Source organism: Mesorhizobium qingshengii (assembly GCF_900103325.1).
GTDB classification, from domain to species: Bacteria; Pseudomonadota; Alphaproteobacteria; order Rhizobiales; family Rhizobiaceae; genus Mesorhizobium; species Mesorhizobium qingshengii.
Genome location: NZ_FMXM01000002.1, coordinates 452,490 through 476,284 on the forward strand (window position 1 = coordinate 452,490; position 23,795 = coordinate 476,284).

At 62.9% G+C, this 23,795-nt stretch carries 23 protein-coding genes; 5 read left to right on the forward strand and 18 right to left on the reverse strand.

All coding sequences use genetic code 11. The annotated features are described in order from the left end of the window. The first annotated feature begins 86 nt into the window (after nucleotides 1–86). From trmFO to BLS48_RS02315, 3 genes are all read left to right on the forward strand, one after another. Complete coding sequence (gene trmFO / locus BLS48_RS02305) at nucleotides 87–1,499, forward strand: methylenetetrahydrofolate--tRNA-(uracil(54)-C(5))-methyltransferase (FADH(2)-oxidizing) TrmFO (RefSeq protein WP_091575277.1); 1,413 nt, start codon at nucleotides 87–89, stop codon at nucleotides 1,497–1,499. Between the two features lie 69 nt (nucleotides 1,500–1,568). Next, entirely contained in the window at nucleotides 1,569–1,859 is a 291-nt protein-coding gene (locus BLS48_RS02310; RefSeq protein ID WP_091575279.1) for a type II toxin-antitoxin system ParD family antitoxin, read from the forward strand. Beyond that, entirely contained in the window at nucleotides 1,843–2,175 is a 333-nt protein-coding gene (locus BLS48_RS02315) for a type II toxin-antitoxin system RelE/ParE family toxin (RefSeq protein WP_208604573.1), read from the forward strand. The genes BLS48_RS02310 and BLS48_RS02315 overlap by 17 nt, the downstream gene beginning before the upstream one ends. Before the next feature lie 9 nt (nucleotides 2,176–2,184). On the opposite strand, the gene BLS48_RS02320 is transcribed toward BLS48_RS02315, so the two are convergent. The 6 genes from BLS48_RS02320 to yajC form a co-directional block, all read right to left on the reverse strand. Then, nucleotides 2,185–3,135, reverse strand: a complete 951-nt coding sequence (locus tag BLS48_RS02320; protein WP_208604574.1) for a sterol desaturase family protein — start codon at nucleotides 3,133–3,135, stop codon at nucleotides 2,185–2,187. Then, the gene (locus tag BLS48_RS02325) at nucleotides 3,135–3,569 is read right to left on the reverse strand and encodes a hypothetical protein (protein WP_091575282.1); all 435 of its coding nucleotides are present in this window, start codon (nucleotides 3,567–3,569) and stop codon (nucleotides 3,135–3,137) included. The genes BLS48_RS02320 and BLS48_RS02325 overlap by 1 nt, the downstream gene beginning before the upstream one ends. Before the next feature lie 79 nt (nucleotides 3,570–3,648). Then, nucleotides 3,649–4,491, reverse strand: coding sequence for a phytoene/squalene synthase family protein (locus BLS48_RS02330; protein WP_167364912.1), 843 nt, complete (start codon nucleotides 4,489–4,491; stop codon nucleotides 3,649–3,651). 1 nt (nucleotide 4,492) lies between these two features. Next, nucleotides 4,493–4,885, reverse strand: a complete 393-nt coding sequence (locus tag BLS48_RS02335; RefSeq protein WP_091575284.1) for an Mth938-like domain-containing protein — start codon at nucleotides 4,883–4,885, stop codon at nucleotides 4,493–4,495. Between the two features lie 28 nt (nucleotides 4,886–4,913). Further along, complete coding sequence (gene secDF / locus BLS48_RS02340) at nucleotides 4,914–7,466, reverse strand: protein translocase subunit SecDF (protein ID WP_091575285.1); 2,553 nt, start codon at nucleotides 7,464–7,466, stop codon at nucleotides 4,914–4,916. Between the two features lie 51 nt (nucleotides 7,467–7,517). Beyond that, nucleotides 7,518–7,859 carry a preprotein translocase subunit YajC gene (gene yajC / locus BLS48_RS02345; protein ID WP_010909882.1) on the reverse strand — a complete coding sequence of 114 codons (342 nt, stop codon included), beginning with the start codon at nucleotides 7,857–7,859 and terminating at the stop codon, nucleotides 7,518–7,520. A 291-nt stretch (nucleotides 7,860–8,150) separates the two neighbouring features. Here yajC and BLS48_RS02350 point away from each other — a divergent pair, with 291 nt between their 5' ends. After that, complete coding sequence (locus BLS48_RS02350) at nucleotides 8,151–9,026, forward strand: ATP-binding protein (protein ID WP_091575638.1); 876 nt, start codon at nucleotides 8,151–8,153, stop codon at nucleotides 9,024–9,026. Between the two features lie 40 nt (nucleotides 9,027–9,066). Here BLS48_RS02350 and BLS48_RS02355 read toward each other — a convergent pair whose 3' ends face one another. After that, nucleotides 9,067–9,888: an AraC family transcriptional regulator gene (locus BLS48_RS02355; protein ID WP_091575287.1), complete on the reverse strand. Its 822-nt coding sequence runs from the start codon at nucleotides 9,886–9,888 to the stop codon at nucleotides 9,067–9,069. 111 nt (nucleotides 9,889–9,999) lie between these two features. Here BLS48_RS02355 and BLS48_RS02360 point away from each other — a divergent pair, with 111 nt between their 5' ends. After that, nucleotides 10,000–10,890 (forward strand): NAD-dependent epimerase/dehydratase family protein, encoded by an 891-nt coding sequence (locus BLS48_RS02360; protein WP_091575289.1) that lies wholly within the window; start codon nucleotides 10,000–10,002, stop codon nucleotides 10,888–10,890. Nucleotides 10,891–11,001: 111 nt separating this feature from the next. Here the strand turns inward: BLS48_RS02360 and BLS48_RS02365 are convergent, their stop codons facing one another. From BLS48_RS02365 to BLS48_RS02415, 11 genes are all read right to left on the reverse strand, one after another. Continuing rightward, nucleotides 11,002–12,531: a peptidoglycan DD-metalloendopeptidase family protein gene (locus tag BLS48_RS02365; RefSeq protein WP_091575291.1), complete on the reverse strand. Its 1,530-nt coding sequence runs from the start codon at nucleotides 12,529–12,531 to the stop codon at nucleotides 11,002–11,004. Between the two features lie 244 nt (nucleotides 12,532–12,775). Further along, complete coding sequence (locus tag BLS48_RS02370) at nucleotides 12,776–13,435, reverse strand: protein-L-isoaspartate(D-aspartate) O-methyltransferase (protein WP_091575292.1); 660 nt, start codon at nucleotides 13,433–13,435, stop codon at nucleotides 12,776–12,778. Then, on the reverse strand, nucleotides 13,432–14,190 hold the full coding sequence (surE, locus tag BLS48_RS02375; protein WP_091575639.1) for a 5'/3'-nucleotidase SurE: 759 nt from the start codon (nucleotides 14,188–14,190) through the stop codon (nucleotides 13,432–13,434). Before surE ends, BLS48_RS02370 begins: the two co-directional genes overlap by 4 nt. Next, on the reverse strand, nucleotides 14,190–15,494 hold the full coding sequence (gene serS, locus BLS48_RS02380; protein WP_091575294.1) for a serine--tRNA ligase: 1,305 nt from the start codon (nucleotides 15,492–15,494) through the stop codon (nucleotides 14,190–14,192). Before serS ends, surE begins: the two co-directional genes overlap by 1 nt. Before the next feature lie 112 nt (nucleotides 15,495–15,606). After that, complete coding sequence (gene tatC, locus BLS48_RS02385) at nucleotides 15,607–16,482, reverse strand: twin-arginine translocase subunit TatC (RefSeq protein ID WP_091575296.1); 876 nt, start codon at nucleotides 16,480–16,482, stop codon at nucleotides 15,607–15,609. Further along, complete coding sequence (gene tatB, locus BLS48_RS02390) at nucleotides 16,479–17,195, reverse strand: Sec-independent protein translocase protein TatB (protein ID WP_091575297.1); 717 nt, start codon at nucleotides 17,193–17,195, stop codon at nucleotides 16,479–16,481. Before tatB ends, tatC begins: the two co-directional genes overlap by 4 nt. Before the next feature lie 29 nt (nucleotides 17,196–17,224). Then, nucleotides 17,225–17,446, reverse strand: a complete 222-nt coding sequence (locus BLS48_RS02395) for a twin-arginine translocase TatA/TatE family subunit (protein ID WP_013895102.1) — start codon at nucleotides 17,444–17,446, stop codon at nucleotides 17,225–17,227. Nucleotides 17,447–17,615: 169 nt separating this feature from the next. Then, a complete protein-coding gene (gene scpB / locus BLS48_RS02400) occupies nucleotides 17,616–18,380 on the reverse strand; it encodes an SMC-Scp complex subunit ScpB (RefSeq protein WP_091575299.1) in 765 nt (254 codons plus the stop codon). After that, complete coding sequence (locus tag BLS48_RS02405; RefSeq protein WP_091575640.1) at nucleotides 18,377–19,177, reverse strand: segregation and condensation protein A; 801 nt, start codon at nucleotides 19,175–19,177, stop codon at nucleotides 18,377–18,379. Before BLS48_RS02405 ends, scpB begins: the two co-directional genes overlap by 4 nt. Before the next feature lie 60 nt (nucleotides 19,178–19,237). Continuing rightward, a complete protein-coding gene (gene nagZ, locus BLS48_RS02410; RefSeq protein ID WP_091575301.1) occupies nucleotides 19,238–20,257 on the reverse strand; it encodes a beta-N-acetylhexosaminidase in 1,020 nt (339 codons plus the stop codon). A gap of 168 nt (nucleotides 20,258–20,425) precedes the next feature. Next, a complete protein-coding gene (locus BLS48_RS02415; protein ID WP_091575302.1) occupies nucleotides 20,426–23,764 on the reverse strand; it encodes an SPOR domain-containing protein in 3,339 nt (1,112 codons plus the stop codon). Nucleotides 23,765–23,795: the final 31 nt, after the last annotated feature.

Sequence of the window (23,795 nt, forward strand, 5' to 3'; positions counted from 1 at the left end):
TCAGGGGCTGGTTCCTTCGGGAGCAGTTTGCCCGGCACCACGCACGGCAATTGCAATCGCCGCACCAAGCGATTATTCCGGCGCTCATGAGCAAAAATCCCATCCACATCATCGGCGGCGGCCTCGCCGGCTCCGAAGCTGCCTGGCAGGCGGCGCAAGCCGGCGTGCCGGTTGTCCTGCATGAAATGCGGCCCGTTCGCGGCACCGATGCGCACAAGACCGATGGTCTGGCCGAACTTGTCTGTTCCAATTCGTTCCGCTCCGACGACGCCGAAAACAACGCCGTCGGCCTGTTGCACGCCGAAATGCGGTTGGCTGGCTCCCTGATCATGAGTGCCGGAGACGCCAACCAGGTACCGGCTGGCGGTGCGCTTGCCGTCGACCGCGACGGATTCTCCGACGCCGTGACGAAAAAGCTCGAAGCGCACCCGCTGATCACCATCCAGCGCGAGGAAGTGCAGGGCCTGCCGCCGGCGGATTGGGATCAGGCAATCATCGCCACGGGTCCGCTGACCGCACCTTCGCTTGCCCAGTCGATCGCCGAGGCGACCGGCGCCGACGCGCTCGCCTTCTTCGATGCCATCGCTCCGATCGTCCATTTCGATACGATCGACATGGACACCTGCTGGTTCCAGTCGCGCTACGACAAGGTCGGGCCCGGCGGCACCGGCAAGGACTATATCAACTGTCCCCTGGACAAGGAGCAGTACCTTGCCTTCGTGCAGGCACTGGTCGATGGTCAGAAAACCGAATTCAAACAATGGGAAGGCACGCCCTATTTCGACGGCTGCCTGCCGATCGAGATCATGGCCGAACGCGGCGTCGAGACGCTGCGCTATGGGCCGATGAAGCCGATGGGGCTAACCAATGCGCACAATCCGACGGTGAAGGCCTATGCCGTCGTGCAGCTGCGGCAGGACAATGCGCTGGGCACGCTCTACAACATGGTCGGCTTCCAGACCAAGCTGAAGCATGCCGAACAGGTGCGCGTGTTCCGCACCATCCCGGGCCTCGAAAATGCCGATTTCGCCCGCCTCGGCGGCCTGCACCGCAACACCTACATCAACTCGCCGACCTTGCTCGATGCTTCGCTGCAGCTGAAGTCGCGCCCCGGCCTGCGTTTTGCGGGCCAGATCACCGGCTGCGAGGGCTATGTCGAGAGCGCCGCGATCGGCCTGCTCGCCGGACGCTTCGCCGCCGCAGAAAGGCTCGGCCATGCGCCCTCGCTGCCGCCGCTCACCACGGCTTTCGGTGCATTGCTCAACCACATCACCGGCGGCCACATCGTTTCCGATGACGAACCCGGGAAACGCTCCTTCCAGCCGATGAACGTCAATTTCGGCCTGTTCCCGCCCGTCGAAGCCCCGAAGACCGAGGGCAAACGCATGCGCGGCAAGGACAAGACGGTCGCCAAGCGGCATGCGATCACGTCGCGCGCCCGGGCCGACTGCCGGCAATGGCTGGGATTGGCGGCGCAAACGGCAGAAGCAGCGGAATAGACTTGCCGGCCTGATGGACCCCTGGCGTAAAGTGGGATAGTATCCTACCTATGCCTAAGAGAGATATCCATGGAAGCCGCTGAAAAACTGTCCGTCACCGTCACGCCCGCCATGGCGCGCATGATCCGCGAGAAAGTCCAGGACGGCTCCTTCGGCTCGGCGAGCGAGGTCATCCGCGCCGCACTTCGCGCCTTCCAGCGCGAAGAGGAAGAGCATACCGAGCGGATGGCGTCGATCCGGGCGCGGGTGACGGCGTCGATCGAGGACACGAGACCGAACCTTTCTGGAGAAGAGGTTCGCGACCGGCTTAAGAAATTCGCTGGGCAATATTCGAGCCGCGCTGATGATTCGGCGGCTTGAAGTCGAATATCTCGAAAGTGCCAGCGCCGATCTTACCAACATTTTCACACACATAGCCGAGGCAACCGGAAGTCCAGACGTAGCGCTGAGATTCGTGCTGCGCATCGAAGACCGCTGCCAGAGCATTGGCAACGCACCTCGGGGTGGTCGTTCTCGTGACGACATCGTGCCAGGATTGCGAACGGTGCCGTTCGAGCACTCTGCTGTCATCGCCTACATCGTGGAAGACGATCTCGTCCGTATCGTCAACATTTTCTACGGCGGCCGCGACTACGAGACACTGATGCGCGATGGTGGCTCGACCGCGCCCTTATGATAAAAGCAGCTATTCCGCCGGCTCGGCACTTGCAGCCGGCAGCCCCGGCTTGCCCGCCTCGCCCGGATTCCGCCTGACATAGGCGGCCTTCAGGCTTTCCGATGTGTCGCGCAAGCCGTCATGGCTCCAGCCGGGCGGCTTGATCAGGTAGTTGAGACGATCGCTGAGCGAAAGCCTCGGAGCAAAGGCATCCGCGAACATGCCGATCCATTCGTGGAACGCCACTTTCAGCGGATTGAAGGTGCCGATATTCTTGACGATGCCGTAGCGCGGCCGGTCCTCTTCCAATTCCTCGACGAAGGTGCCGAACATGCGATCCCAGATGATCAGCGTGCCGGCATAATTGGCGTCGAGGTACCGCGGATTGGTGGCGTGATGGACGCGGTGGTGCGAGGGCGTGTTGAAGATGAATTCGCACCAGCCCCACATCTTGCCGACGGTCTCGGTGTGGATCCAGAACTGCCAGACCAGATTGAAGCCAAAGGTGAAGGCAATCACCGCCGGATGGAAGCCGAGCAGCACCAGCGGCGCCTGCAGCACGAACATGAAGGTGAACAGCCCGGTCCAGCTTTGTCTCAGCGCCGTCGACAAATTGTAGTGCTGGCTGGAATGATGGTTGACGTGCTCGGCCCACACCCAGCGCACCCGGTGCGCAATGCGGTGGTAGACATAGTAGCGCAAATCATCGAGCAGGAAGGCGGTCAGGAACACCCAGAACGACAGCCCGAGATTGAAGATCCGGAATTGCCACAGCCATAGCAGTGCCCAATAGGACACGACGCCAAGCAGCAGCCCGGCGACGACATTGCCGGTGCCCATCATCAGGCTGGTCAGTGTGTCGCGCGTCTCGAACGAGCCCTTGGCGCGGCCGGTGCGCACCAGCCACAGTTCGATCAGGATCGCTGCGACGAAGAACGGAATGGCCAGTTGGGTGACCTGCGGGAAATCGTAACTGTCCATCACGCGGCCTCCTTGGTGGAATTGCGGTGTTGCGACCCGAGAGCGTTCAGCAAGTCCTGCGCATCAACGGCGTCGGCAAAGCTGAAGCGGCCTCCCTTCCAGGTGAAATCGGCAAGTCGAAACGAGACCACGCCTGCACCCTCGGCCACCAGAGCCGTGACATCCGCGGACGTGACGATGCGCGTCAAAAAGCAGTCGCCGATGCTGTGCACGATTCCGATGCGCCCTTGCCCGATATCCAGAAACGCTGTCCTGGCATCCGCCGTCAGGCGAACCCGCGTAGCAATGTCATCGGGAAAATCCTCGGCGAAACGGCTCAACGCCTGATCCGGACCGGCCAGCATGGCCGCCTTGCTGCCACCGGTGAAATGCACCGCGGCAACCGACAGCGCAATGCCAAGGACGACGATCGCGACCAGAACGAGCAAACTCATGGATTTCCTCCGGGCCGGCCTGTCGTCTTAGGCGACAGTTCCCAGCTCGGCCGAATCCTTAGCATGATTGACGTTTACGTCAAAGTGCCGGCCAGCCCTTGCTCGCGCGACGCAGCAATAGCCAATGCCGGCGTAGCGCCGACAGCCGCGCCACGCCGTCGAGCGGCGAGCCACTCTCCATTTTCGTCAGGTAAGCGCGCGACAGGGCCACCGGCAGAAATGCCGGACGCAGCAGGACCGGCAGAGCCGACGCCCCCTGCTCGAAGGCGGAAAGATGATCCCGCGCCAGCGCAATCATCGCCGCCACCGCACGCTTAGCGCCGGGGCCGCCGTCACCGGCAACAAACTCTTCCGGCGAAGAGCCCGCCGCCGCCAGGATATCGACCGGGACAAAACACTGCCCACGTTTGCGGTGCAGCGGCAGCAGAAGCAACAGGCCGGTTATCGCCTGGGCGCAGCCGGCCCTGCCCGCCAGTTCAGCGAAACGCGGCGCCTCGACGGGATCGAGCACCATCGCCGCAAGCTGGATGAGAGCGGCTGCCGTCTCGCCGCAATAGCCTTCGAGATCGGTGCGCAACGGCATCGGATCGTCATAGAGATCGAAAATGCGCGCCTCGAGCATGTTGTCGAACGCCGACTTCGGCAGCTTGAACGCAGCAATGGTGGTGTTCAAGGAATCGGCAACAGGATGGCCGGCACCCGCCTCGCCACCGGCGGCAATGACATCGCGCCACCATTGCAGCCGCACTTCGCCGGGCAACGGCTCGTGGATGCGATCCCGGATACCTGCGATCTCGGCATTGAAGGCATAGAGCGAAAACAGCGCGTCGCGCTTGTCGGCCGGCGCGTAGAGCGCGGTGAGATAGCGGTCGTGGTCGGCGGCGCGCACCGCGTCCATGACGATTTTGGCATTTTCGGACATATCAATCGACGGCGATCAGCGCGGCGGCCACGGCGCGGTCTTCCGCCAGAAGGACATTATAGGTCCGCACCGCAGCCCCCGTCGACATCGGGTCGGACGTGATGCCCGCCGCCTTCAGCGCCGCGCGCAGCGCCGCCGGCAGCGGCCGGAGTTCCCTGCCCATGCCGACCAGCAGGATCTCGACCTTGTCGGCCTCGGCCAGCAGCCTGTCGAAATCAGCCACTGTCAGCGCTGTGGCGTCGGCCGGCTCCCAACCATGGATGCCGGATGGCAGGCACAGCAGCGAGCCGCGATGCGACATGTCGGCAAAGCGGAACCCGCCATTGCCGTAGGCCTCGATCGGCGCACGGCCAGGGAAATGCGCCTCGCGGATGACGATGCCTTTGCCGGTCACCGTTGTGTCACCCCTTCGCGGCCGCGCGTCAGGTCGCGACCGCTTTGCCGCCGCCCACCGGCTTCTCCTCGTCGGAGGTTGTAGCCTGCGGCCGCAGCTTGAACAGGATCAGCAGCGGTGCCGCGATGAAGATCGACGAATAGGTGCCAAACACGACGCCGAACAGCATGGCCATAGTGAACGAGCGGATCACCTCGCCGCCGAACAGCACCAGCGCCAGCAAGGCGAGGATCGTCGTCACCGAGGTCAGCGTCGTTCGCGACAACGTCTCGTTGATGGCGTTGTTCAACAGCTGCGGCAGCGGCATTCGCTTGTATTTTCGCAGATCCTCGCGAACGCGGTCGTAGACCACGATCGTGTCGTTCAGCGAATAGCCGATGATGGTCAGTATCGCCGCCAGCGACGACTGGTTGAATTCAAGCCCGGTGATGACGAAGAAGCCGAGCGTCATCACCACATCGTGCACCGTCGCCACGATGGCGCCGACCGCGAACTGCCATTCGAAACGGAACCAGACATAGACCAGGATGCCGAACAGCGCGACCAACATGGCGATCGTGCCTTGCTTGGCCAACTCGCCGGAAACCGTCGGTCCCACCACTTCGACGCGGCGGAAATCATACTGGTCCTGCAGCTCGCCGCGCACCTTGTCGATGACCGTCTGCTCGGCATTCTCGCCGCCATCCTGCGTCCCGACGCGGATCAGCACGTCGTTCGGCTCGCCGAACTGCTGTACCTGCACTTCGCCAATGTTGAGTTCCGTCAATCTGCCTCTGATATCGGCGAGATCGGCGGTGCCGCTCTTGGCCTTCACCTCGATCAGCGAACCGCCCTTGAAATCGATGCCGTAATTGATGTCGATGGTCATGAACAGGACCACCGACAGAACCGACAGGAAGCTCGACAACGCGAACGTCCAGCGGCGGATGCCCATGAACGGAATCTTCGTGCCCGGCGGAATGAAGGTCACCGGCGCCTTCGGCAATTCCTTCGGACGGGCACGGCGCAGCCAGATCGACACCAGCAGCCGGGTGAAGGTGAAGGCGGTGAAGACGGTGGTCAGGATGCCGATGGCGTAGGTGATGGCAAAGCCCTTCACCGGACCGGTGCCGAGATAGAACAGCACCACCGTGGCGATCAGCGAGGTGACGTTGGAATCGACGATGGTGGCCAGCGCCTTGGAGAATCCGGTGTCGATCGCCTGGATCACGGAGCGGCCGTTACGTCGCTCCTCGCGAATGCGTTCGTAGATCAGCACGTTGGAATCGACCGCCATGCCGATGGTCAGCACGATACCGGCGATACCGGGCAAGGTCAGTGTCGCGCCAAGCAGTGACAACAGCCCGACGATCATCGCCACGTGCACTGCCAGAGCGATGTTGGCGAGGAAGCCGAGGAAGCCGTAGGCGACGAACATGAACGCAACGACGAGGATCGAGCCGATGATGCCCGCGACCTTGCCGGCATGGATCGAATCCTGGCCGAGGCCCGGACCTACGGTGCGTTCTTCGATCACCGTCAGTGTCGCCGGCAGCGCACCGGCGCGCAGCAGCACAGCGAGATCGTTGGCGCTCTGGGCGGTGAAATTGCCGGAGATCTGGCCAGTGCCGCCGAGGATCGGCTCACGGATCTGCGGCGCCGAGATCACCTGATTGTCGAGCACGATCGCGAACAGCTTGCCGACATTCTGCGAGGTCGCCTGGCCGAAACGCGCCGCGCCCTTCGAATCGAAGCGGAACGAAACCACCGGCTCGTTGTTCTGCGAATTGTATGTCGCCTGCGCATCGACGAGGTTCTCACCCGAAACGATGACGCGGTTTTCGATCAGGTAGGGAACCGGCGGATCGTCCTGCGAATAGAGGATCGAGGAGCCGGCAGGCGGACGGCCGTTGAGCGCATCCTGCACCGGCATCGACTGGTCGACCATCTGGAAGGTCAGCTTGGCGGTCTGGCCGAGGATTTCCTTCAGCCGTTGCGGATCCTGCAGACCCGGCACCTGGACCAGGATGCGGTCGTCGCCCTGGCGCTGCACGATCGGCTCGGTGGTGCCGAGTTCGTTGACACGGCGGCCGACGACTTCGATCGATTGCGTCAGCGCCGTCGAGGTGCGGTATTTGATGCCGGCGTCGGTGACGGTGAACTTGAGCAGGCCGGGCTCGGAATCATCCAGCGTCATCTCCTGGATGGAGCCGCCGCTGAACAGGCCGGCAGCGACAGGATCGGTCAATGTCTTCAGCGCCTTCTTGGCGGCATCGACCTGGGCGAGATCGGTGATGCGGACCTGCACGGTGCGGCCCGATCCGGCAAGGCCGGTATAGCCGACCTTGGCATCGCGCAGCAGCGTCCTGATCTCGTCCCGCGTCGTTTCCAGCCGATCCTTGATCAGATCGTTGGGATCCATCCTGAGCAGGATGTGCGACCCACCCTGCAGATCGAGGCCGAGCGTCATCTGCCGCTTCGGCACCCAGCTGGGCAGTTGGGCCAGCGTACTGGCGGAGAACAGGTTTGGCGCGGCGAGGATCACTGTGATGGCCACGGCCACCCAGATCAGGATCATCTTGAAGCGCGAAAAATACAGCATATGGCGTCGTCCGTCAGAGCGTGTCCGCGGATCGCTCCGCCTGGAATTTGGTTATTTCTTGGCGTTCTGGTTGGCCACCGGCTCGCCCTTGACGCGCACGTCGGCGATCGTCGAGCGCAGCGCGGTCACCTTGGTGCCACCGCCGAGGTCGATCTCGAGCTCGTTGTCGTCGATCACCTTGGTCACCTTGCCGACAAACCCGCCGCCGGTGACGACCGTGTCGCCGCGGCGAACCGCCGCCAGCATCTCACCGCGCTTCTTCAGCTGCGTGCGCTGCGGCCGGATGATCAGAAAATACATGATCACGAAAATCAGGACAAACGGCAAAATGCTGATGAACATATCTGGAGAGGCGCCGCCGATGCCTTGGGCGTATGCCGGTGTCACGAACATCGAGAGTACTCCTGAATTTTGAAAACAGCCGCCAACGTCCTGCGGAGTTTGGCGGCCCCTTGAAATTTGGCCGGAATATAGTCGGTAAAGTTGTCAATGCAACTGCGCGGCTGGGCAAATCGGCTGCTTTTCCGGCCTGTTGAGCCGTGTTAGAGCATGACCGGGAAAAGCGCGAGCCGGTTTTCGGAAAAGATCACGCTCGAACAAAAGGTTGCAACCGGTTTCGAACCCGACGGAATCGGACAGGTCCACGCACCGACACTTCAAAACCGCGAAAAACAAAAGCCAGACATGACCGACAGCAGCATTGACGCCCTGAACCAGAAGCTCGACCGCCTGATCGAGGCGGTCGGCCGCCTTGCCCCGCAACCGGTGCCTCAAACCGATCTCGGCGAGGCCGATTGCTTCGTCTGGCAGGCCGACCCTGGTTTTCTGGAGCCGGTACACAAGGTCAATCGCGTCGACATCGGCCTGATCCGTGGCGTCGACCGTGTCCGTGACATCCTTGTCGACAACACCGAGCGCTTCGCCGCCGGCTATGCCGCCAACAACGTGCTGTTGTGGGGGGCGCGCGGCATGGGCAAATCCTCGCTGGTCAAGGCCGTGCACGCGGACATCAATGCCAGGGCCAGGTCCGACCTGCCGTTGAAGCTGATCGAGATCCACCGTGAGGACATAGACACGCTGCCGAAGCTGATGGGCCTGCTCAAGGCGGCTCCCTTCCGCTTCATCCTGTTTTGCGACGACCTCTCCTTCGACCACGACGATACGTCCTACAAATCGCTGAAGGCAGCACTCGAGGGCGGCGTCGAGGGGCGCCCGGCCAATGTCATCTTCTACGCCACCTCCAACCGCCGCCATCTGTTGCCGCGCGACATGATCGACAATGAGCGCTCGACCGCCATCAACCCATCCGAGGCGGTCGAGGAAAAGGTCTCGCTGTCCGATCGTTTCGGCCTGTGGCTCGGCTTCCACAAATGTTCGCAGGACGAGTATCTCGACATGATCGACGGCTACGTCCGTCATCATGGCCTGGCCATCGACCCCGAGCAACTGCGCGCCGAAGCGCTGGAATGGGCAACGACACGCGGCAGCCGATCGGGCCGCGTCGCCTGGCAGTTCACCCAGGACCTGGCCGGTCGGCTTGGCAAGCCGCTGAAGGATTGAAGCGTTGGTTCCCGTCGCAAAACGCAATCAAGCGACAATGTCATTCGGGCGGCTGCGCCCGTCGCAAGTCACGCGGCGTTTGGCCAATCTCGCGGCGCATCCAATGCGCCAGATGTGACTGGTGTGCGAAGCCCGTCAATTCCGCAACCTCGCTTGTGCTGAGATCGCCTTGCTGCAGCAGAACGCGTGCGCGTTCGACGCGACGTCGCAACACGTAGCGATGCAGGGTGACGCCCGTCGCTACCTTGAACCATGTCCGCAAGTGCGAGCTGCTCGCGCCGGCAACCCGGCTTAGCCGATGGATCGAAAGCGGCTCGTGGAGAGCGGCCTCAATGTGCTCCAGGACGCGCTTGAGCTGGGTATCCGACAACCGGTTCGTTCGTTCGATGTCTGAATCATCGAGGCCAAGCAGCCTCACCGCGAATGCGGCGCCAATGCTGTCGGCAAACAAAGGGCCACTCGGCACGTTTGCATTGAGATCGCTCTGGAGTGCTCGAGCGAGATGTTCGATGCTCTGGTCACGAAGCAAATGGCGTGTGTCGAGCCGCGATGCTCGCGCCCTGCCACCAAGTTCCGCCGCCACCCTTTCCATCAAGGCTGGCTGCAAGACAATCTCAATCGTGTCGAACGGGGTTTCAGCCTCGAAACCGCCCTCCTCGCCAGCTGGCACCAGATCGATATCGCCGGCGCGCCTGACGAAATATCGCCTAACCTCATTGCAGTAGGAGCGTGTCGCGGCGCTTGTATGCACCATGATGCGATGGTGTGGCACCCGCGGAAGACGATGGACGCCTGCTTCAATATGCCGGGAAACCATTGTTACGTCGGACGGGGATCGGGCCGGAGCGAATTGCGGACGCATGCTCTCTCGATTCATGGCAAAACCTGTTCAAGATTTGGCAATTCCCGCGCGATTTTCAATGCCGCGAACCTGTACTCACGCCTCTCCATCAAGCTTGGAAGAGAGGTTGCCATGAGTTTCTATGTTGTTGTCGGTGCGGGCCCGGTTGGACGCGAGACCGCTCGTCTTCTTGGCGAAGAAGGACATGATGTCGTTCTCACAAGCCGCAGCGTCGGCTCGAACGCGCTGCAGAACGTTCGGGCCATACAGGCCGACGCCACGGATGCCTCGGAACTGTCGCGTATCTGCCGAGGCGCCGATGCCATCTTCATGTGCGCCATGGCCACATATCATCGGTGGCCGACCGACTTTTTCCCCATCATCGACGGCACCGTGCGCGCGGTGGAAGCGGTCGGCGCGAAGCTCATCGTGCTCGGAAACCTCTATGGCTATGGGGAAAATGCCGATAGCCCGCTTCGCTCCGACCTGCCTCTAGACCCGACTTCGAAGAAGGGAACCGCCAGGACGATTATGTGGCAGCGGGCGGCCCGTGCCAATGTGCCGGCGATCGAAGTACGGTCCAGCGACTATCTCGGACATGGCGCGATCAGCTACTTCTCACTAGTCGCGCTGCCCTCCATCATCGAGGGCAAGCCTACCGCCTTTATTGGAGACCTCGACGCAACTCATGCCTGGACCTTCACCAAGGACGTCGCCAAGACGCTTGTCGCGGCCTCCCGCTACACGGGTGAATGGCGACGGGCGTTTCACGTTCCCTCGCAATACGCCTCCCCCCGGGAACTCATCCAGAAAATCGCGGCGATGCTCGGACGAGAGGCTTCAGAGACACGTTCCTATTCCGTCCCCGAAATGGAAGCGTTGGGCATGCATGAACTCATCGAGATGAGCTACCTCTTCGAGAGCCCTTTGCTGGTTGATTCCTCCGACGCCGAGGCACTTCTAGGCGTGAAGGCCAGTAGCCTTGAGGAGATGATCGCCGACACGCTCCTTGATCATCTTTGAGCCTTGCGGACAGGCATTTGTACAAAACTGAAAAAGCCCGCCCCTTGCGGAGCGGGCTGAGCGGGCGGGCCGGACTGGAGGTCAGGCGGCCTGCAAATCGCTTTTTTTATTCTATTCGAGATAGCCCGACGGATCGACCGGAGCCGAGTTCTTGCGCACTTCGAAGTGCAGCTTCGGCGAGTCCGTCGTGCCGCTCATGCCTGACAGCGCGATTTCCTGGCCGCGCTTGACCTTCTGGCCGCGCTGGACCTCGATCGAACTGGCATGGCCGTAGACGGTTACCAGGCCGTTCTCGTGGCGCACCAGCACCGTATTGCCGAATTCCTTGAGCCCATCGCCAGCATAGATGACGACGCCATTCTCGGCTGCCTTGACCGGCGTGCCCGTGGGCACGGCGATGTCGACGCCGTCCTTGCCAGCCCCGAAACCAGAGATCACGCGGCCGCGCACCGGCCAGCGCATCTTGCCGATGCCGGTGGCGTCAGGCGCGACAGCATCGTCGTCCTCAGCCTGCTGAATGACCTTCGAATCTTTCTTCGGCGGCGTGTAAGACGCCAGCGTTTCCGACGGCGTCGTCTTTGCAGCCGGCTGCGTCGTTGCCGTGGTCACCGGGTCGATCTTGGCCGGCTTGGCGCTGGCGACGGTCGCCGCTCCACCAGCCGGCACCTTCAGGGTCTGGCCGATCTTGAGCAGGCCATCCTTCATGCCGTTGGCCTGCTTCAACGCGACGACGCCGACGCCGGTCTTCCTGGAAATCGAGGACATCGTGTCCCCCGACTGGACGGTGTAGGTGCCGGCGGCGCCGGTCGCCTTGGCCACCTGCACGGGCTTGGGCTCCTTGGGCTGGCTTGCGGCGGCCGAAGCGTCGACCTGAGCAGCAGCCTTGCCCTCCTTGAGCTTCGGCTGCTGTGGCAGCACAGCGACCTTTTCGGGCGCGGTGGCCGGAAGGTCGTGCTTGCCGTCCTTCGCTGGCTTGGCATCAGCAACTTTCGCTTCGGCCTTGCTCGAATAGGCATAGGCCGGGATGACCAGCTTCTGACCGGTCTTCAATCCCTTGGTCGGGCTCAGCCCATTGACCTTCATGATGACGTCGGCGGGCACCTTGTAGCGGTGCGCCAGGCCGCCAATCGTTTCGCCATCCCTGACGACGATCTCGGTGGCATGCGGGGTACCGGCGGTGGCCACGCGCGGCGCGTCAGGCTGTGCGACCTTGAACGGCGATCCCGCGGGAGCGACGGTGCCGGTCGTGGTCCTGTCGACGTGAGGAGCCGGACGCACCAAGGCCGGCGCCGATGCGACGCGGACCGGGTTTGCGGCAGGCGCAAGCGCGGGAGCCGGCTGCGCCTGGGCAACGGGCGGCGGCAGCGGCCGTGACGAAACCGGCTCGAGGCTGGAGCGGCTCACCGACTGCGTATGGCTGCCGTCGAGCGGAGCGGCCGCGACATCGCCCGGATAGGGCTGCAAGGCATCCTGCTTGTTGATGATGGCGCGCTGATTGTTGGTCGAGGACGTGAAGACGTCGTCGACGCTGTTGAACCGAGAGGCCTGGGAACTGCACCCGGCCGCAGCGCCTGCAATCATGAGGACGGCGCAGCCTCGCGCCAGATTGCGCCCGTTTGCCTTCAAAACACTGAGTTGCATCGCAATAACCCGCACATACGCTTACCAACTGGGCATGATTAAAGCGCGTTAATGTTACTGGTCGGTTAACCCCTTAAAATCAGACGCAAATTTTCTTAAAATATTTGAGGCCGCTTGGAGAAGCACCGAGACCAGCTCAGGCGAGCTTGCAAGCGGTCTCCCCAATTGAGCGCAAGTGGATCGCGCCGCTGCCAGGGAAGCTCATGACCTCGCCGTGCGCAGGCGGCATCGCCTGAACAACAAGCTAGATGACTGCAGCCACGCTGCGCAGGATCGGCTGCAGGCGAACGAGGCCGATATCCTCGCGCTCGAACCGGCTTCCGACCTTGGTCAGTTTGGCCAGCACCTGTTCGCCCTCTTCGGGGCCGATCGGGGCGATGACGACGCCGCCGCTCGACAATTGGTCGAGCAGGAAGCGCGGCAGGCTGTCGAAGGCGGCCCACGCGACGATACGATCGAACGGTCCTTCATTCGGCAGCCCGCCGGAACCATCCGCCTGGCGCACGATGACATTGCCGATGCCAAGCGCCTCGAAACGCTGCCTGGCCTGCTCGACAAGCGTCTTGTAGCGATCTGTGGTGACGACCCGCGCCGCTAGCCGCGACATCACCGCTGCCGTGTAACCTGAGCCGGTCCCGATCTCGAGCACGCGGTTGCCCTGCTCGATGGTGAGCGCCGCGATCACCGCCGCCTGCATGTCGGCGCCTTCGATCGCCTCGCCGCATTCGATCGGCAGCATGCGATCCGACCAGGCGATCTGATGGAACTGGGCACCAAGAAAACCACGCCGCGGTGTCGCCTCGAAAGCAGCGATCAGCGCCTTCGGCACCGTTCCCCGGCCGCGCAAGCGCAGCAGAAAGGCGGCGAAGCCTTCGCGATCATCGATTGGAAGCCCCTGATTCATGCAAGCGCCTTGCTCAGTTGGTCACGGATTTCATGCGCGGTGAGGTCGAGATGCAGCGGTGTCACCGACACCAGCCTGTTGTGCAGGGCGTAGAGGTCGGTGCCATGCTTGCCTTCGACCGGCTCGCGGCCGAAGCGCAGCCAGTAGTAGGGCAGCCCGCGCCCGTCGCGGCGCTCGTCGACCCACAGGCTATGCACGAGCTTGCCTTGCGAGGTGACCACCGTACCGGCGACTTCCTCGGGAAGGCAGTTCGGAAAATTGACGTTGAGCAGCACGCCGTCCGGCAACGGCGTCGCGACAAGCTTCTTCAGCAGCGCCGGCGCCAGCGCCTCGGTCGTCTCGTAAGGGACGACACGATCCTCGCCGACATAGCTGTAGCCCTGGCTGAGCGCGATCGAGCGGATGCCGAGCAGCGCGCCTTCCATGGCGCCGGCGACGGTTCCCGAATACGTGACGTCGTCGGCGATGTTGGCGCCGGAATTGATGCCGGACAGGATCAGGTCCGGCGCACCCGGCAGGATCTTCTTGACGCCCATGATGACGCAATCGGTCGGCGTGCCGCGCACGGCGAAATGCTTCTCGCCGATCTTGCGCAGCCGCAGCGGCTCCGAGATCGACAGCGAATGCGCATAGCCGGACTGGTCCTGCTCCGGCGCCACCACCCAGACATCGTCGGACAGGGTGCGAGCGACGCGTTCGAGCGACGCCAAGCCCTCGGCGTGAATGCCGTCGTCATTGGTCAGGAGAATACGCATCATTTCGATTCGATCTTTTCCAGACCGCCCATGTAAGGCCGCAGCACTTCAGGAATGGTTACGCTGCCATCCTCATTCTGGTAGTTTTCGATGACAGCTATGAGCGCGCGACCAACCGCGGTGCCCGAGCCGTTCAGCGTATGGACGAAGCGGTTGCCCTTGCCGTCCTTGTCCTTGTAGCGGGCGTCCATGCGGCGCGCCTGGAAATCACCGCACATCGAGCAGGACGAGATTTCGCGATAGGCGTTCTGGCCGGGTAGCCAGACCTCGATGTCGTAGGTCTTGCGCGCACCAAACCCCATGTCGCCGGTGCACAGCGTCATGGTGCGGAACGGCAGGCCGAGCCGCTTCAGCACTTCCTCGGCGCATTGCGTCATCCGCTCATGCTCGGCGAGCGACGATTCCTGATCGGTGATCGACACCAGTTCGACCTTGTAGAACTGGTGCTGGCGCAGCATGCCGCGCGTGTCGCGCCCGGCCGAACCCGCTTCCGAACGGAAGCATGGCGTCAGCGCTGTGAAGCGCAGCGGCAGTTTTTCATGCGCGGTGATCTCCTCGCGCACCAGATTGGTGAGCGGCACCTCGGCGGTCGGGATCAAGCCAAGCCTACCCTCCCCGTGCGACGTGAAAAACAGATCTTCCTCGAACTTCGGCAGCTGGTTGGTGCCGAAAAGAACGTCGTCCTTGACCATCAATGGCGGGATGACTTCCTCATAGCCATGCTCGGTCGTGTGCAGGTCGAGCATGAACTGGCCAAGCGCGCGTTCCATCCGCGCCAACCCGCTCTTCAGCACGGTGAAGCGCGATCCCGACAGTTTCGCCGCCCGCTCGAAATCCATCATGCCAAGCGCTTCGCCGACCTCGAAATGCTCCTTCACCCAGTTCGGGCGCGTCGGTATCTTGCCGACGATGTGCTTGACCACATTGTCGTGCTCGTCCTTGCCGACCGGCACATCTTCGAGCGGCACATTGGGCAGCACCGCCAGCGCATCGTTCAGTGCCTTGTCGAGTTCGCGTTCGCGTGCCTCGCCGTTCTGGATGAAGGTCTTGATCTCGCCGACTTCAGCTTTCAATTTTTCGGCAAGTGCCGCATCGCCCGAACGCATGGCGTTGCCGATCTCCTTCGAGGCGGCGTTGCGACGCTCCTGCTTCATCTGCAACTCGGTGACGTGCTCGCGCCGCGCCTCGTCCGAGGCGATCAGCCCATCGACCGTGGACTGCGCGTCACCGGCCGACCAGGAGCGCTTCACCAGCGCCTCGACAAGGGCCTTCGGGTTGTCGCGAATCCATTTGATATCAAGCATGGTTTTTTCGTCCTCAAGCTAGGCTAGAGGGGCGTAAACCGCATCCTTGATCGATGCAAGATGAGGCTGGGCGGCGGTTGTCGTTTTCCGCCGCGAGTACGGGCCTGTTACTTTACGAGGCTGCCGGCGCCGGTGGCTCGTCCGGCGCTTTGTCCGCCACGGCTTCCGCAGCATCCTGCTTCTCGCGCGCCACCCGCTGCCTTTCCTGGTCGCGCTCGATCCACCGCGCGGCCCAGATCGAAACCTCGTAGAGCAAGATGGTCGGAAGGGCCAGGCCGATCTGGCTCATCGGATCGGGTGGCGTCAGCACCGCCGCGACGATGAAAGCAATGACGATCGCCCATTTGCGTTTCTCGGCCAGCCCCTTGGACGACAGCATGCCGACGCGCGTCATCAGGCTGGTCACCACCGGCAGCTGGAACACCAGGCCGAAGGAGAAGATCAGCGTCATGATCAGGCTGAGATATTCCGACACTTTCGGCAGCAGCGAAATCTGCACCTGGTCGTCAGTGCCGGCCTGCTGCATGGCGAGGAAGAACCACATCACCATCGGCGTGAAGAAGAAATAGACCAGCGAGGCGCCCATCAGGAACAAGATGGGCGACGCGATCAGGAACGGCAGGAAGGCGTTGCGCTCGTTCTTGTAGAGGCCGGGCGCGATGAATTTGTAGATCTGCGTGGCGATCAGCGGAAAGGCGATGACCATGCCGCCGAACATGGCGAGCTTGACCTGGGTGAAGAAGAATTCCTGCGGCGCGGTGTAGATCAGCTCGACCTTGTGCGGATCGAGCCCCGCCCACTTCGTCGCCCATTTGAACGGAACGACCAAAAGATTGAACAGCTTCTTGGCGAAGAAGAAGCAGACCAGGAAGGCGACAAAGAAACCGCCTAGCGACCAGATCAGCCGCCGGCGCAACTCGATGAGATGCTCCATCAGCGGCGCCGACGATTTTTCGATCTCGTCCTTTTCCTTGTCCGAAACGCTCACTTGGCGGCTCCAGCCGTCTTCTTGGCCACCGGCTTCTTCGCCGCAACCGGTTTCGGCTCGGCTTTCGCCACGGTTTTGGTCGCGATCGCCTTGGCCGCGGCCGGCTTCGCTGTTTTGGGCATTTCAGGCTTTGAAGCCGTCACGACTTTCGTCGGCGCCTTGGCCGCCGGTGTCGCCTTTGCCGGTGGAGCCTTGGCCACTTTCTTCGCGGATACCTTCGTCGTCACGACCGGTTCGGTGGGCGCCGACGATGTCACCACCGATTCATCGGTCATTGCCGGGAAAATCGGCGCTGCTGGCGCAGCCTCAGGCCCGTTGACGCCAGGCATGGTCGTTGCGCCGTTCTTCAACGGTTCGGCCGCCTGCGGGGTTGAAGCGGCAGGCGCTGCCGGATCGGCGGCCGGCTTCGGCTTCATCGCCGCGTCGACGCCCGAGCGCACATCGGCCGCCGCCTGCTCGAATGGATTGAGCTGTTTGCGGATCTCGGCGGCCGGACTGAGGTTCCTGAGCTCGTCGACCGACTTCTTGACGTCGTCGAGCTCGGCTTCCTTCAGCGCTTCGTTGAACTGTTTCTGGAAGTCGGCCGCCATGGTGCGCAGCTTGGCCGTCGTGCGGCCGAAGGTGCGCAGCATGTTGGGCAAATCCTTGGGCCCGACGACCACGATCATGACGATCGCAATCACCAGCATTTCGGTCCAGCCGACTTCAAACATGGCTATCTGTTCCGACTAGAACCTGTGGCTCAGCTCTTGCTGGCTTTTTCCTTCACGGCCGAGACGGTCTCGTCGGCACGATGTTCGACGGTGCGCTTGTCTTCGGCAACGTCGTCGTCGGCCATGCCCTTCTTGAAGCTCTTGATGCCCTTGGCCATGTCGCCCATCAACTCGGGAATCTTGCCACGGCCGAACACCAAAAGCACGATCACCAGCACGATCATCCAATGCCAAATCGAAAATGAACCCATAGCAAATCTCTCTCGAATGTTTTCCCTGGCGATGATCTATGCGTTTTCGCGTTGGGATTCAAACACAACTGCGACAGAGTTTATGAAAGGCTGGCGGATGTCACGCATTTTCGACGCCATGGCCCGCTACGAATCCGCGCATCCTCGACAAATGGGCTGCAATTGCCGGTCAATCTTCCGTGACGCGCGGCGTCAGCAAGCCGAGTTCCTCGAGATCGATGTCGGTCAGCGCATCCTCGTCGTCGGTCAACGCATCGGGATCGGCCGGCGGCTGCGGAATGGAGAAATTCGACGGCATGCGGCCTGAAAGCAGCCCGGCGCCCTTCAGTTCCTCCATGCCGGGAAGATCCCGGATTTCCTCCAGCGCGAAATGGTCGAGGAACGTGTCGGTCGTACCATAGGTGACGGGACGGCCGGGCGTCCGGCGCCGGCCGCGCATGCGCACCCATTCCGTTTCCAGCAGCGTGTCGAGCGTGCCTTTCGAGGTTTCGACGCCACGGATGTCCTCGATCTCGGCGCGCGTCACCGGCTGGTGATAGGCGATGATCGCCAGCACTTCGAGCGCGGCGCGCGACAGCTTGCGCTGCTGCACCGTGTCGCGGCTCATCAGGAAGGCCAGATCGCCGGCGGTGCGAAATGCCCAGGCTTCGCCGACGCGCACCAGATTGACGCCGCGCCGTGCATAGATCTGCTGCAGTTCAGCCATGGCGACGGCGACGTTGATGCCGTCAGGCAAGCGCGCCGCGAGCTGCTTTTCGCTGACCGGTTCGGCGCTGGCGAACACGATCGCCTCGGCCATGCGCACGGCTTCCGCCAGATGCAGTCGCTCGGCCGGGTTCTGTACCTGCTCGGCCGGCTCCTCGGAAAACAGCACTTCTTCCGGTTCGTCACCAACCTTGAACGGGATAACCGAAGCGTTGGCGCGTTCGCTCATGATGCCACCTCGACTGCCTTGATTGCCTGCACACGGCCGCGCAGATAGATCGGCGCGAACACTTCGTCCTGCCGTACATCCATCTTGCCTTCGCGCACCAGTTCCAGCGTGGCCGCAAAGGAGCTGGCGATCGCCGTGCGCCGCTCCTCGGGGCTGGTCATGTACTCGATCAGAAAACTTTCCAGCGTTGCCCAGTCATGCAGGGCCCCGACCAGCCGGGTCAGGATATCGCGCGCATCCTTGAGCGACCAGACGCCGCGCCTGGCGATCGTCACATTGTTGATCGCCTGCTTCTGCCGCTGCTGGGCATAAGCGGTCAAGAGATCGTAGAGCGACGCCGAATAGGCGTTGCGCCTTTCGACGATGACCATTTCCGGCATGCCGCGCGCAAACACGTCGCGGCCGAGCCGGTTGCGGTTGACCAGCCGCGCCGAGGCATCGCGCATGGCTTCCAGCCGCTTGAGCCGGAACTGCAGCACAGCCGCCAGTTCCTCACCGCTTTCGCCCTCGTCGCCCGGCTGCTTGGGAATGAGAAGTTTCGACTTGAGGAAGGCCAGCCACGCCGCCATCACCAGATAGTCGGCGGCAAGCTCGAGCCGCAGCGCCCTCGCCGTCTCGACAAAGGTCAGATATTGCTCGACCAGCGCCAGGATCGAAATCCTCGCCAGATCGACCTTCTGCGTGCGGGCGAGATGCAGGAGCAGATCGAGCGGACCTTCGAAGCCGGCCACATCGACGACCAGCGACGGGTCGCCAGTGACGCGTGAATCGTCGTTCTCGGCCCACAGACGGTCCATCGGTGCGGCCTTCGCGGCCTTGCTTTCCAATGTCTCCGCCACGTCCTCTCGCTTCCTTTGTCAGGCCACCGCGTCGAAATAGGTGGCAAATTCCGCACGTATCTCGGCTTCTTCAGCCGCGTCGTGTTTCTTAATATAGGTCAGCGCCCGCTTGGCGCGCTCAAGCGACGTGCCTTCAAGCCCTGTGGTGCGCGATGCGATGCCCGCCATCTCCTCGAAAACACCGTTACAGTGAAGGACCAGATCGCAGCCCGCCGCAAGGATCGAGGCCGCCTTTGTCGGGAAATCCCCAGAAAGTGCCTTCATCGAGGTGTCGTCGCTCATCAGCAGCCCGTCGAAGCCGATCTCGCGACGAATGATCTCATCGATGACCTTTCCGGAAGTCGTCGCCGGGTTGTTGGGATCGATCGCGCTGTAGACGACATGCGCCGTCATCGCCATCGGCAGATGGTTGAGTTCCCTGAACGGGGCAAAGTCATGCCGCTGCAGATCGCTCAGCGAGGCGTTGACTATCGGCAATTCGAAATGCGTGTCGGCAAAGGCTCGCCCGTGGCCCGGAATGTGCTTCATGACCGGCAACACCCCGCCCGCCATCAGGCCTTCGGCCGCGGCCCGGCCCAGTTCGATGACAGGGCGCGGCTCCTTGCCGTAAGCACGCGCGCCGATGACGTCGCTGGCGCCTTCGATCGGCACGTCGAGCACCGGCAGGCAATCCGCCGTAATGCCATAGCGCAAGAGATCGAAAGCATGCAGCCGCGCCATCAGCCAAGCCGCGCGCGCGCCGGCGTCGTGATCGTTGCGCCACAACGCGCCGAGCGCGCCGCCGGCGGGATAGTTCGGCGCCAGCGGCGGGCGCAGGCGCTGCACCCGGCCGCCCTCCTGGTCTATGAACACCAGCGCGTCCGGGCGTCCGATGCAGTCGCGCATCTCGGCGACCAGATCGCGGATCTGCTCTGTCTCGCCAATGTTGCGCGCGAACAGGATGAAAGCCCAAGGGCATTCATTGCGATAGAAATTGATTTCTTCGCGGGTGAGCGATTTCCCGGCACAGCCGAGGATCATGGATTTTGATTCGGTCATGCCGGGAGTCTAAGGCTTCGCGCGATCAAAGGGAATCGTCCCGGACAGATGCGGTCAAACGTCAGATCTGCTTCCACATGAACAAGTCGGAGCACATGAAAAAATCGGGCACATGAAAAAGCCGGCGTGGCCCTTGGGTCACGCCGGCTTTGATTGGCTGGTCAGTTCCTAGCGCGACACGAAGCAGTTGCCGCCGGCCGCCTTGTAGCTGGTGCACAGGTTGATCGCATCGTTGCGCGACTGCGCGGGCACGCGGACGCGGTAGAAAGTGCCCTTGCCGGCGATTTCGGCCTTGACGATGTTAGCGGTGCGGCCGGCAAGCACGCTGCCGTAGCGGCGCTGCAGGTCCTGGTAGCTGGACTGGGCGCTTTCGACCGTCGGCTGCGAAGCGATCTGCATCGACCATGAACCCCCGCCGGTCGCGGTTGACGACGGATCGATGGACGCAACCTGATCGGGCTTGACCTCGCCGACGACATCAACCGGCTGGTCGGACGGGCGCTGCGGCGCGACCGGAACCTTGGCCGGCGTGTTGGCCGACTGAGCCTTGGGCTTGGCTGCCGGCTTGAGCGCCGGCTCGTCATCCGCCTGGACGGCGGCTGGCGCCACGGTGCCAGTCTGGTCCGCGTCGGCCTGCGCCGCCGGGGCAACATGCTGCGGCGCCGGATCGACCGGCTCGGTGGCGGCCACCTGCGGTGCGGCGGGCGCCGGATCCTCGCGCGGCACCAGCGAACCGTCTGATTTGACCACCATGGTCCTCACCTTGCGCGGCGCAACCGCGACGACGTCGGCGTTCGTACCCTTGTCGGCATCCTGCAGCACCTGCGCGATGCGATCCTCGGATTTCGGCGCCGGAGCGGCCGCAACGGCATTACCGGCCGCATCCGCACCATCAGTGGCGGCGGTGGCATCATCGGCCGTACCCGGCGAAAGATCGATGGCACGAGCTGGGTCCTTAGCCTGCACATCCACCGGCTCTTCGGTGTTGGTGACCAGCTTTTCCTGGACCGGCTGGGTGGGCTTCGCCCCCTTGGCCACCGCGTCGTAGACCTTGTTGTCCTGGTTGGGCACCACGGCGCCGCCCGGATTTTCCGGCTTGACCTTGATCGGCGTGTTATCGGCCTTGACGATCACCGGCGCTTCGCTGCCGCCCTTGCCGCCGAATGACAGCGCAAAGGCGCCGAGGCCGCCAGCCACCGCCACGGCACCGATAATCGCGGCAATGAACATGCCACGCCCACGCGAGGATTTTGCTGCCTCCCGCTCGCCGAGCCCCGGAACAGACATCGCCTCGTCCAGCTCGGGATCGTAGTCGAGCTCATCGACGGTGAAGTCTTCCGCCTGTGAAACCGGCTGGCTGCCGGGCAGGTTGTCGAGGTTGAAGCCGTCAGCGGCATCGGCATAGCCCATGGGCGTCGCCGCGCGGGCAGGCATTTCCATCGGCCGCGCCGTATAGGTCCGCGCTTCCGGCTGATAGCCTGGCTTGAGCCCCTCATGGCCCGGCTTGACTTGATCATAGCCCGGCTTGACCTGGTCATAACCCTGCTTAACTTGGTCATAGCCCGGCTTGAAACCGGCATTGTAGGATTCATCGTCATAGGACGCGCTGGATGCGTTGGCCGCTGGAGCAGCAGCAACATCCACCGCGTTCATGTCTGTGAGCAGGCTGGCGAACTCGGCATCAAGATCGTCATAGCCAGACGCCGCCGGCTCGTCTTCCTCGAAGTGCAGTTCCGGAATGTCGAGATCGTCCGCCAGCGCCACGACACGTTCCGGCACATCGACTGTCTCGACATCAGGCATTTCTTCGTAACGCGCAGGCTGTCGCGCCTGCGGCACGGATACAGGGTCTGCAGGGGCGACAATTTCAACTGGCTCGGCCGAACGGTAGGACGGCACGGCAGCCACTGCCGGCGTCGCGGCCACGGATGCCATCGAAGCGGTCGGTTGAGCGGCAAATGTGGGCTGTTGCGGAACCGGTGTCACGCGGCTCCACGAGCGGGCAGGTTCTGCCGGTGCGGAACGCTCCGCCAGCCAATCGAGAGAATCAGCCTCATCTTGCTGGGAAGCGGCCACGTCATGCGGATCGAGGCTTTTGGCCAGCGCCGCGTCGAACGCATCATTGTCGAAATCGACATCAGCCTGTCCGGCGACATCCGAGCCCAGATCCTCGCCCCGAAGTTCATCAACCAGAAGATCGTCGAGATCCGCTTCGGCGGCCTGGGCGGTGTCAGGCTGTTGCGGTTCATCAGGCGTGGTTTCGTCAAGATCCCAGTCGAGGTCGCCAACGAGATCAGTCGATTCCTCGGCGCTTTTTGCCACGGCAACAGCCGGCTGAGCGGCGACGGCTGGCTGAACCATGACGGCCTCGCTGGCCACCGGCGCCGTGCGCGCGGTCATGGCGCCCAGCAGCGCGTTCAACTCGTCTTCCAGACTTCGTTCATCCGCGATGGGGGCGTGCACCGGCTCGGCCACAGTGGCGGCTGGCGCTGCCGGCTGAACGGCAGCGGCGGCAATCTCGGCAACCGGCTCTTCGGCCGTGTCGACAAACGCATCGTCGAAGTTCAGGTCGAAGGCATCGTCCGACGCCTCTGCGGGCCTGTGGCTTTCGCCCTTCGCGTCTACTTCATCAGCGAGCAAGTCATGCGTTTCCGGCGCATCGAACGCGACCGGGCGATCCGAGGCAACATCGAAATCCATGTCGACATCAGCCATGGCGTCGTCCGCGTGGCCGGCGAAATCGCCGTTGGAGATCGCCTGGGTGTCACTCACGGCTGCCTGAGCCGGCAAGGGGTACGCGACCGCATCCGCCTCGATGTGGGACTGCTCCGCGGACGACTGATTGTCGAGCATCAGCTCGTCCTCGAGCGAGATCGCAACCGCATCGTCGAATTCAGGATCGTAGGCCGGCTCGACAGAAGCATGCATGTCGGCAGCGGCAACAACGTGCTGGGCTTCGTCGGCTTCGTCATCGATCTGGAAATCCTGATCGAGCGACGCCGCGAGCTCGTCTTCCATCGGCTGATCGTCTTCGAATGGCGAAACGTCTTCGAGCGAACTGGCGACGGCATTGTCGAAATCGGAGCCGAAAGCCGCCTCGACGGATGGTGCGGTTTCGGCTGCGCCGAGATCAGCATGATCGGCGACGGCCGCATGGTCGTCGAAATCCGCCATGTCCAGATGGAAATCGTCGTCGAGCGACACAGCAAGATCGTCGTCCGCCGCACTGACGGCAGCCGCTTCGAATGCCGGCTCACGAGCCTCGATAACCGGAGCCGCGGCGCTGTCGTCGGCGCCGAACTCGCCCATCAGTTCCTTTTCGAGGTCGATGTCGAAATCGCCCTCTTCCGCAGGCTGATCGGCAACGGCAGCTTTCGGCTGGGCAGGCGCTTGCGGCCTGACCGGCTGGCGCGGGTCGAATCCCATGATCCTCGTCAGTTCCGCGAACGGATCATCGTCGGCGATGTCGTTGTGGTCGGCTGCTCTCAGCTGGGTTCTGTCTGCCATTATTGTTCCCGAACTCGCACTCATTCGGACG

Bases quoted from the DNA above. Each gene is read 5' to 3' on its own strand.
- BLS48_RS02395 (WP_013895102.1), bottom strand. From the start codon at position 17,446: ATGGGTTCATTTTCGATTTGGCATTGGATGATCGTGCTGGTGATCGTG.
- BLS48_RS02360 (WP_091575289.1), top strand. From the start codon at position 10,000: ATGAGTTTCTATGTTGTTGTCGGTGCGGGCCCGGTTGGACGCGAGACC.
- serS (WP_091575294.1), bottom strand. From the start codon at position 15,494: ATGCTTGATATCAAATGGATTCGCGACAACCCGAAGGCCCTTGTCGAG.
- BLS48_RS02355 (WP_091575287.1), bottom strand. From the start codon at position 9,888: ATGCGTCCGCAATTCGCTCCGGCCCGATCCCCGTCCGACGTAACAATG.
- BLS48_RS02370 (WP_091575292.1), bottom strand. From the start codon at position 13,435: ATGAATCAGGGGCTTCCAATCGATGATCGCGAAGGCTTCGCCGCCTTT.
- surE (WP_091575639.1), bottom strand. From the start codon at position 14,190: ATGCGTATTCTCCTGACCAATGACGACGGCATTCACGCCGAGGGCTTG.
- BLS48_RS02350 (WP_091575638.1), top strand. From the start codon at position 8,151: ATGACCGACAGCAGCATTGACGCCCTGAACCAGAAGCTCGACCGCCTG.
- BLS48_RS02365 (WP_091575291.1), bottom strand. From the start codon at position 12,531: ATGCAACTCAGTGTTTTGAAGGCAAACGGGCGCAATCTGGCGCGAGGC.
- BLS48_RS02415 (WP_091575302.1), bottom strand. From the start codon at position 23,764: ATGGCAGACAGAACCCAGCTGAGAGCAGCCGACCACAACGACATCGCC.
- BLS48_RS02405 (WP_091575640.1), bottom strand. From the start codon at position 19,177: ATGGACCGTCTGTGGGCCGAGAACGACGATTCACGCGTCACTGGCGAC.
- BLS48_RS02310 (WP_091575279.1), top strand. From the start codon at position 1,569: ATGGAAGCCGCTGAAAAACTGTCCGTCACCGTCACGCCCGCCATGGCG.
- BLS48_RS02325 (WP_091575282.1), bottom strand. From the start codon at position 3,569: ATGAGTTTGCTCGTTCTGGTCGCGATCGTCGTCCTTGGCATTGCGCTG.
- trmFO (WP_091575277.1), top strand. From the start codon at position 87: ATGAGCAAAAATCCCATCCACATCATCGGCGGCGGCCTCGCCGGCTCC.
- secDF (WP_091575285.1), bottom strand. From the start codon at position 7,466: ATGCTGTATTTTTCGCGCTTCAAGATGATCCTGATCTGGGTGGCCGTG.
- yajC (WP_010909882.1), bottom strand. From the start codon at position 7,859: ATGTTCGTGACACCGGCATACGCCCAAGGCATCGGCGGCGCCTCTCCA.
- tatB (WP_091575297.1), bottom strand. From the start codon at position 17,195: ATGTTTGAAGTCGGCTGGACCGAAATGCTGGTGATTGCGATCGTCATG.
- BLS48_RS02315 (WP_208604573.1), top strand. From the start codon at position 1,843: ATGATTCGGCGGCTTGAAGTCGAATATCTCGAAAGTGCCAGCGCCGAT.
- nagZ (WP_091575301.1), bottom strand. From the start codon at position 20,257: ATGACCGAATCAAAATCCATGATCCTCGGCTGTGCCGGGAAATCGCTC.
- BLS48_RS02320 (WP_208604574.1), bottom strand. From the start codon at position 3,135: ATGGACAGTTACGATTTCCCGCAGGTCACCCAACTGGCCATTCCGTTC.
- scpB (WP_091575299.1), bottom strand. From the start codon at position 18,380: ATGAGCGAACGCGCCAACGCTTCGGTTATCCCGTTCAAGGTTGGTGAC.
- BLS48_RS02330 (WP_167364912.1), bottom strand. From the start codon at position 4,491: ATGTCCGAAAATGCCAAAATCGTCATGGACGCGGTGCGCGCCGCCGAC.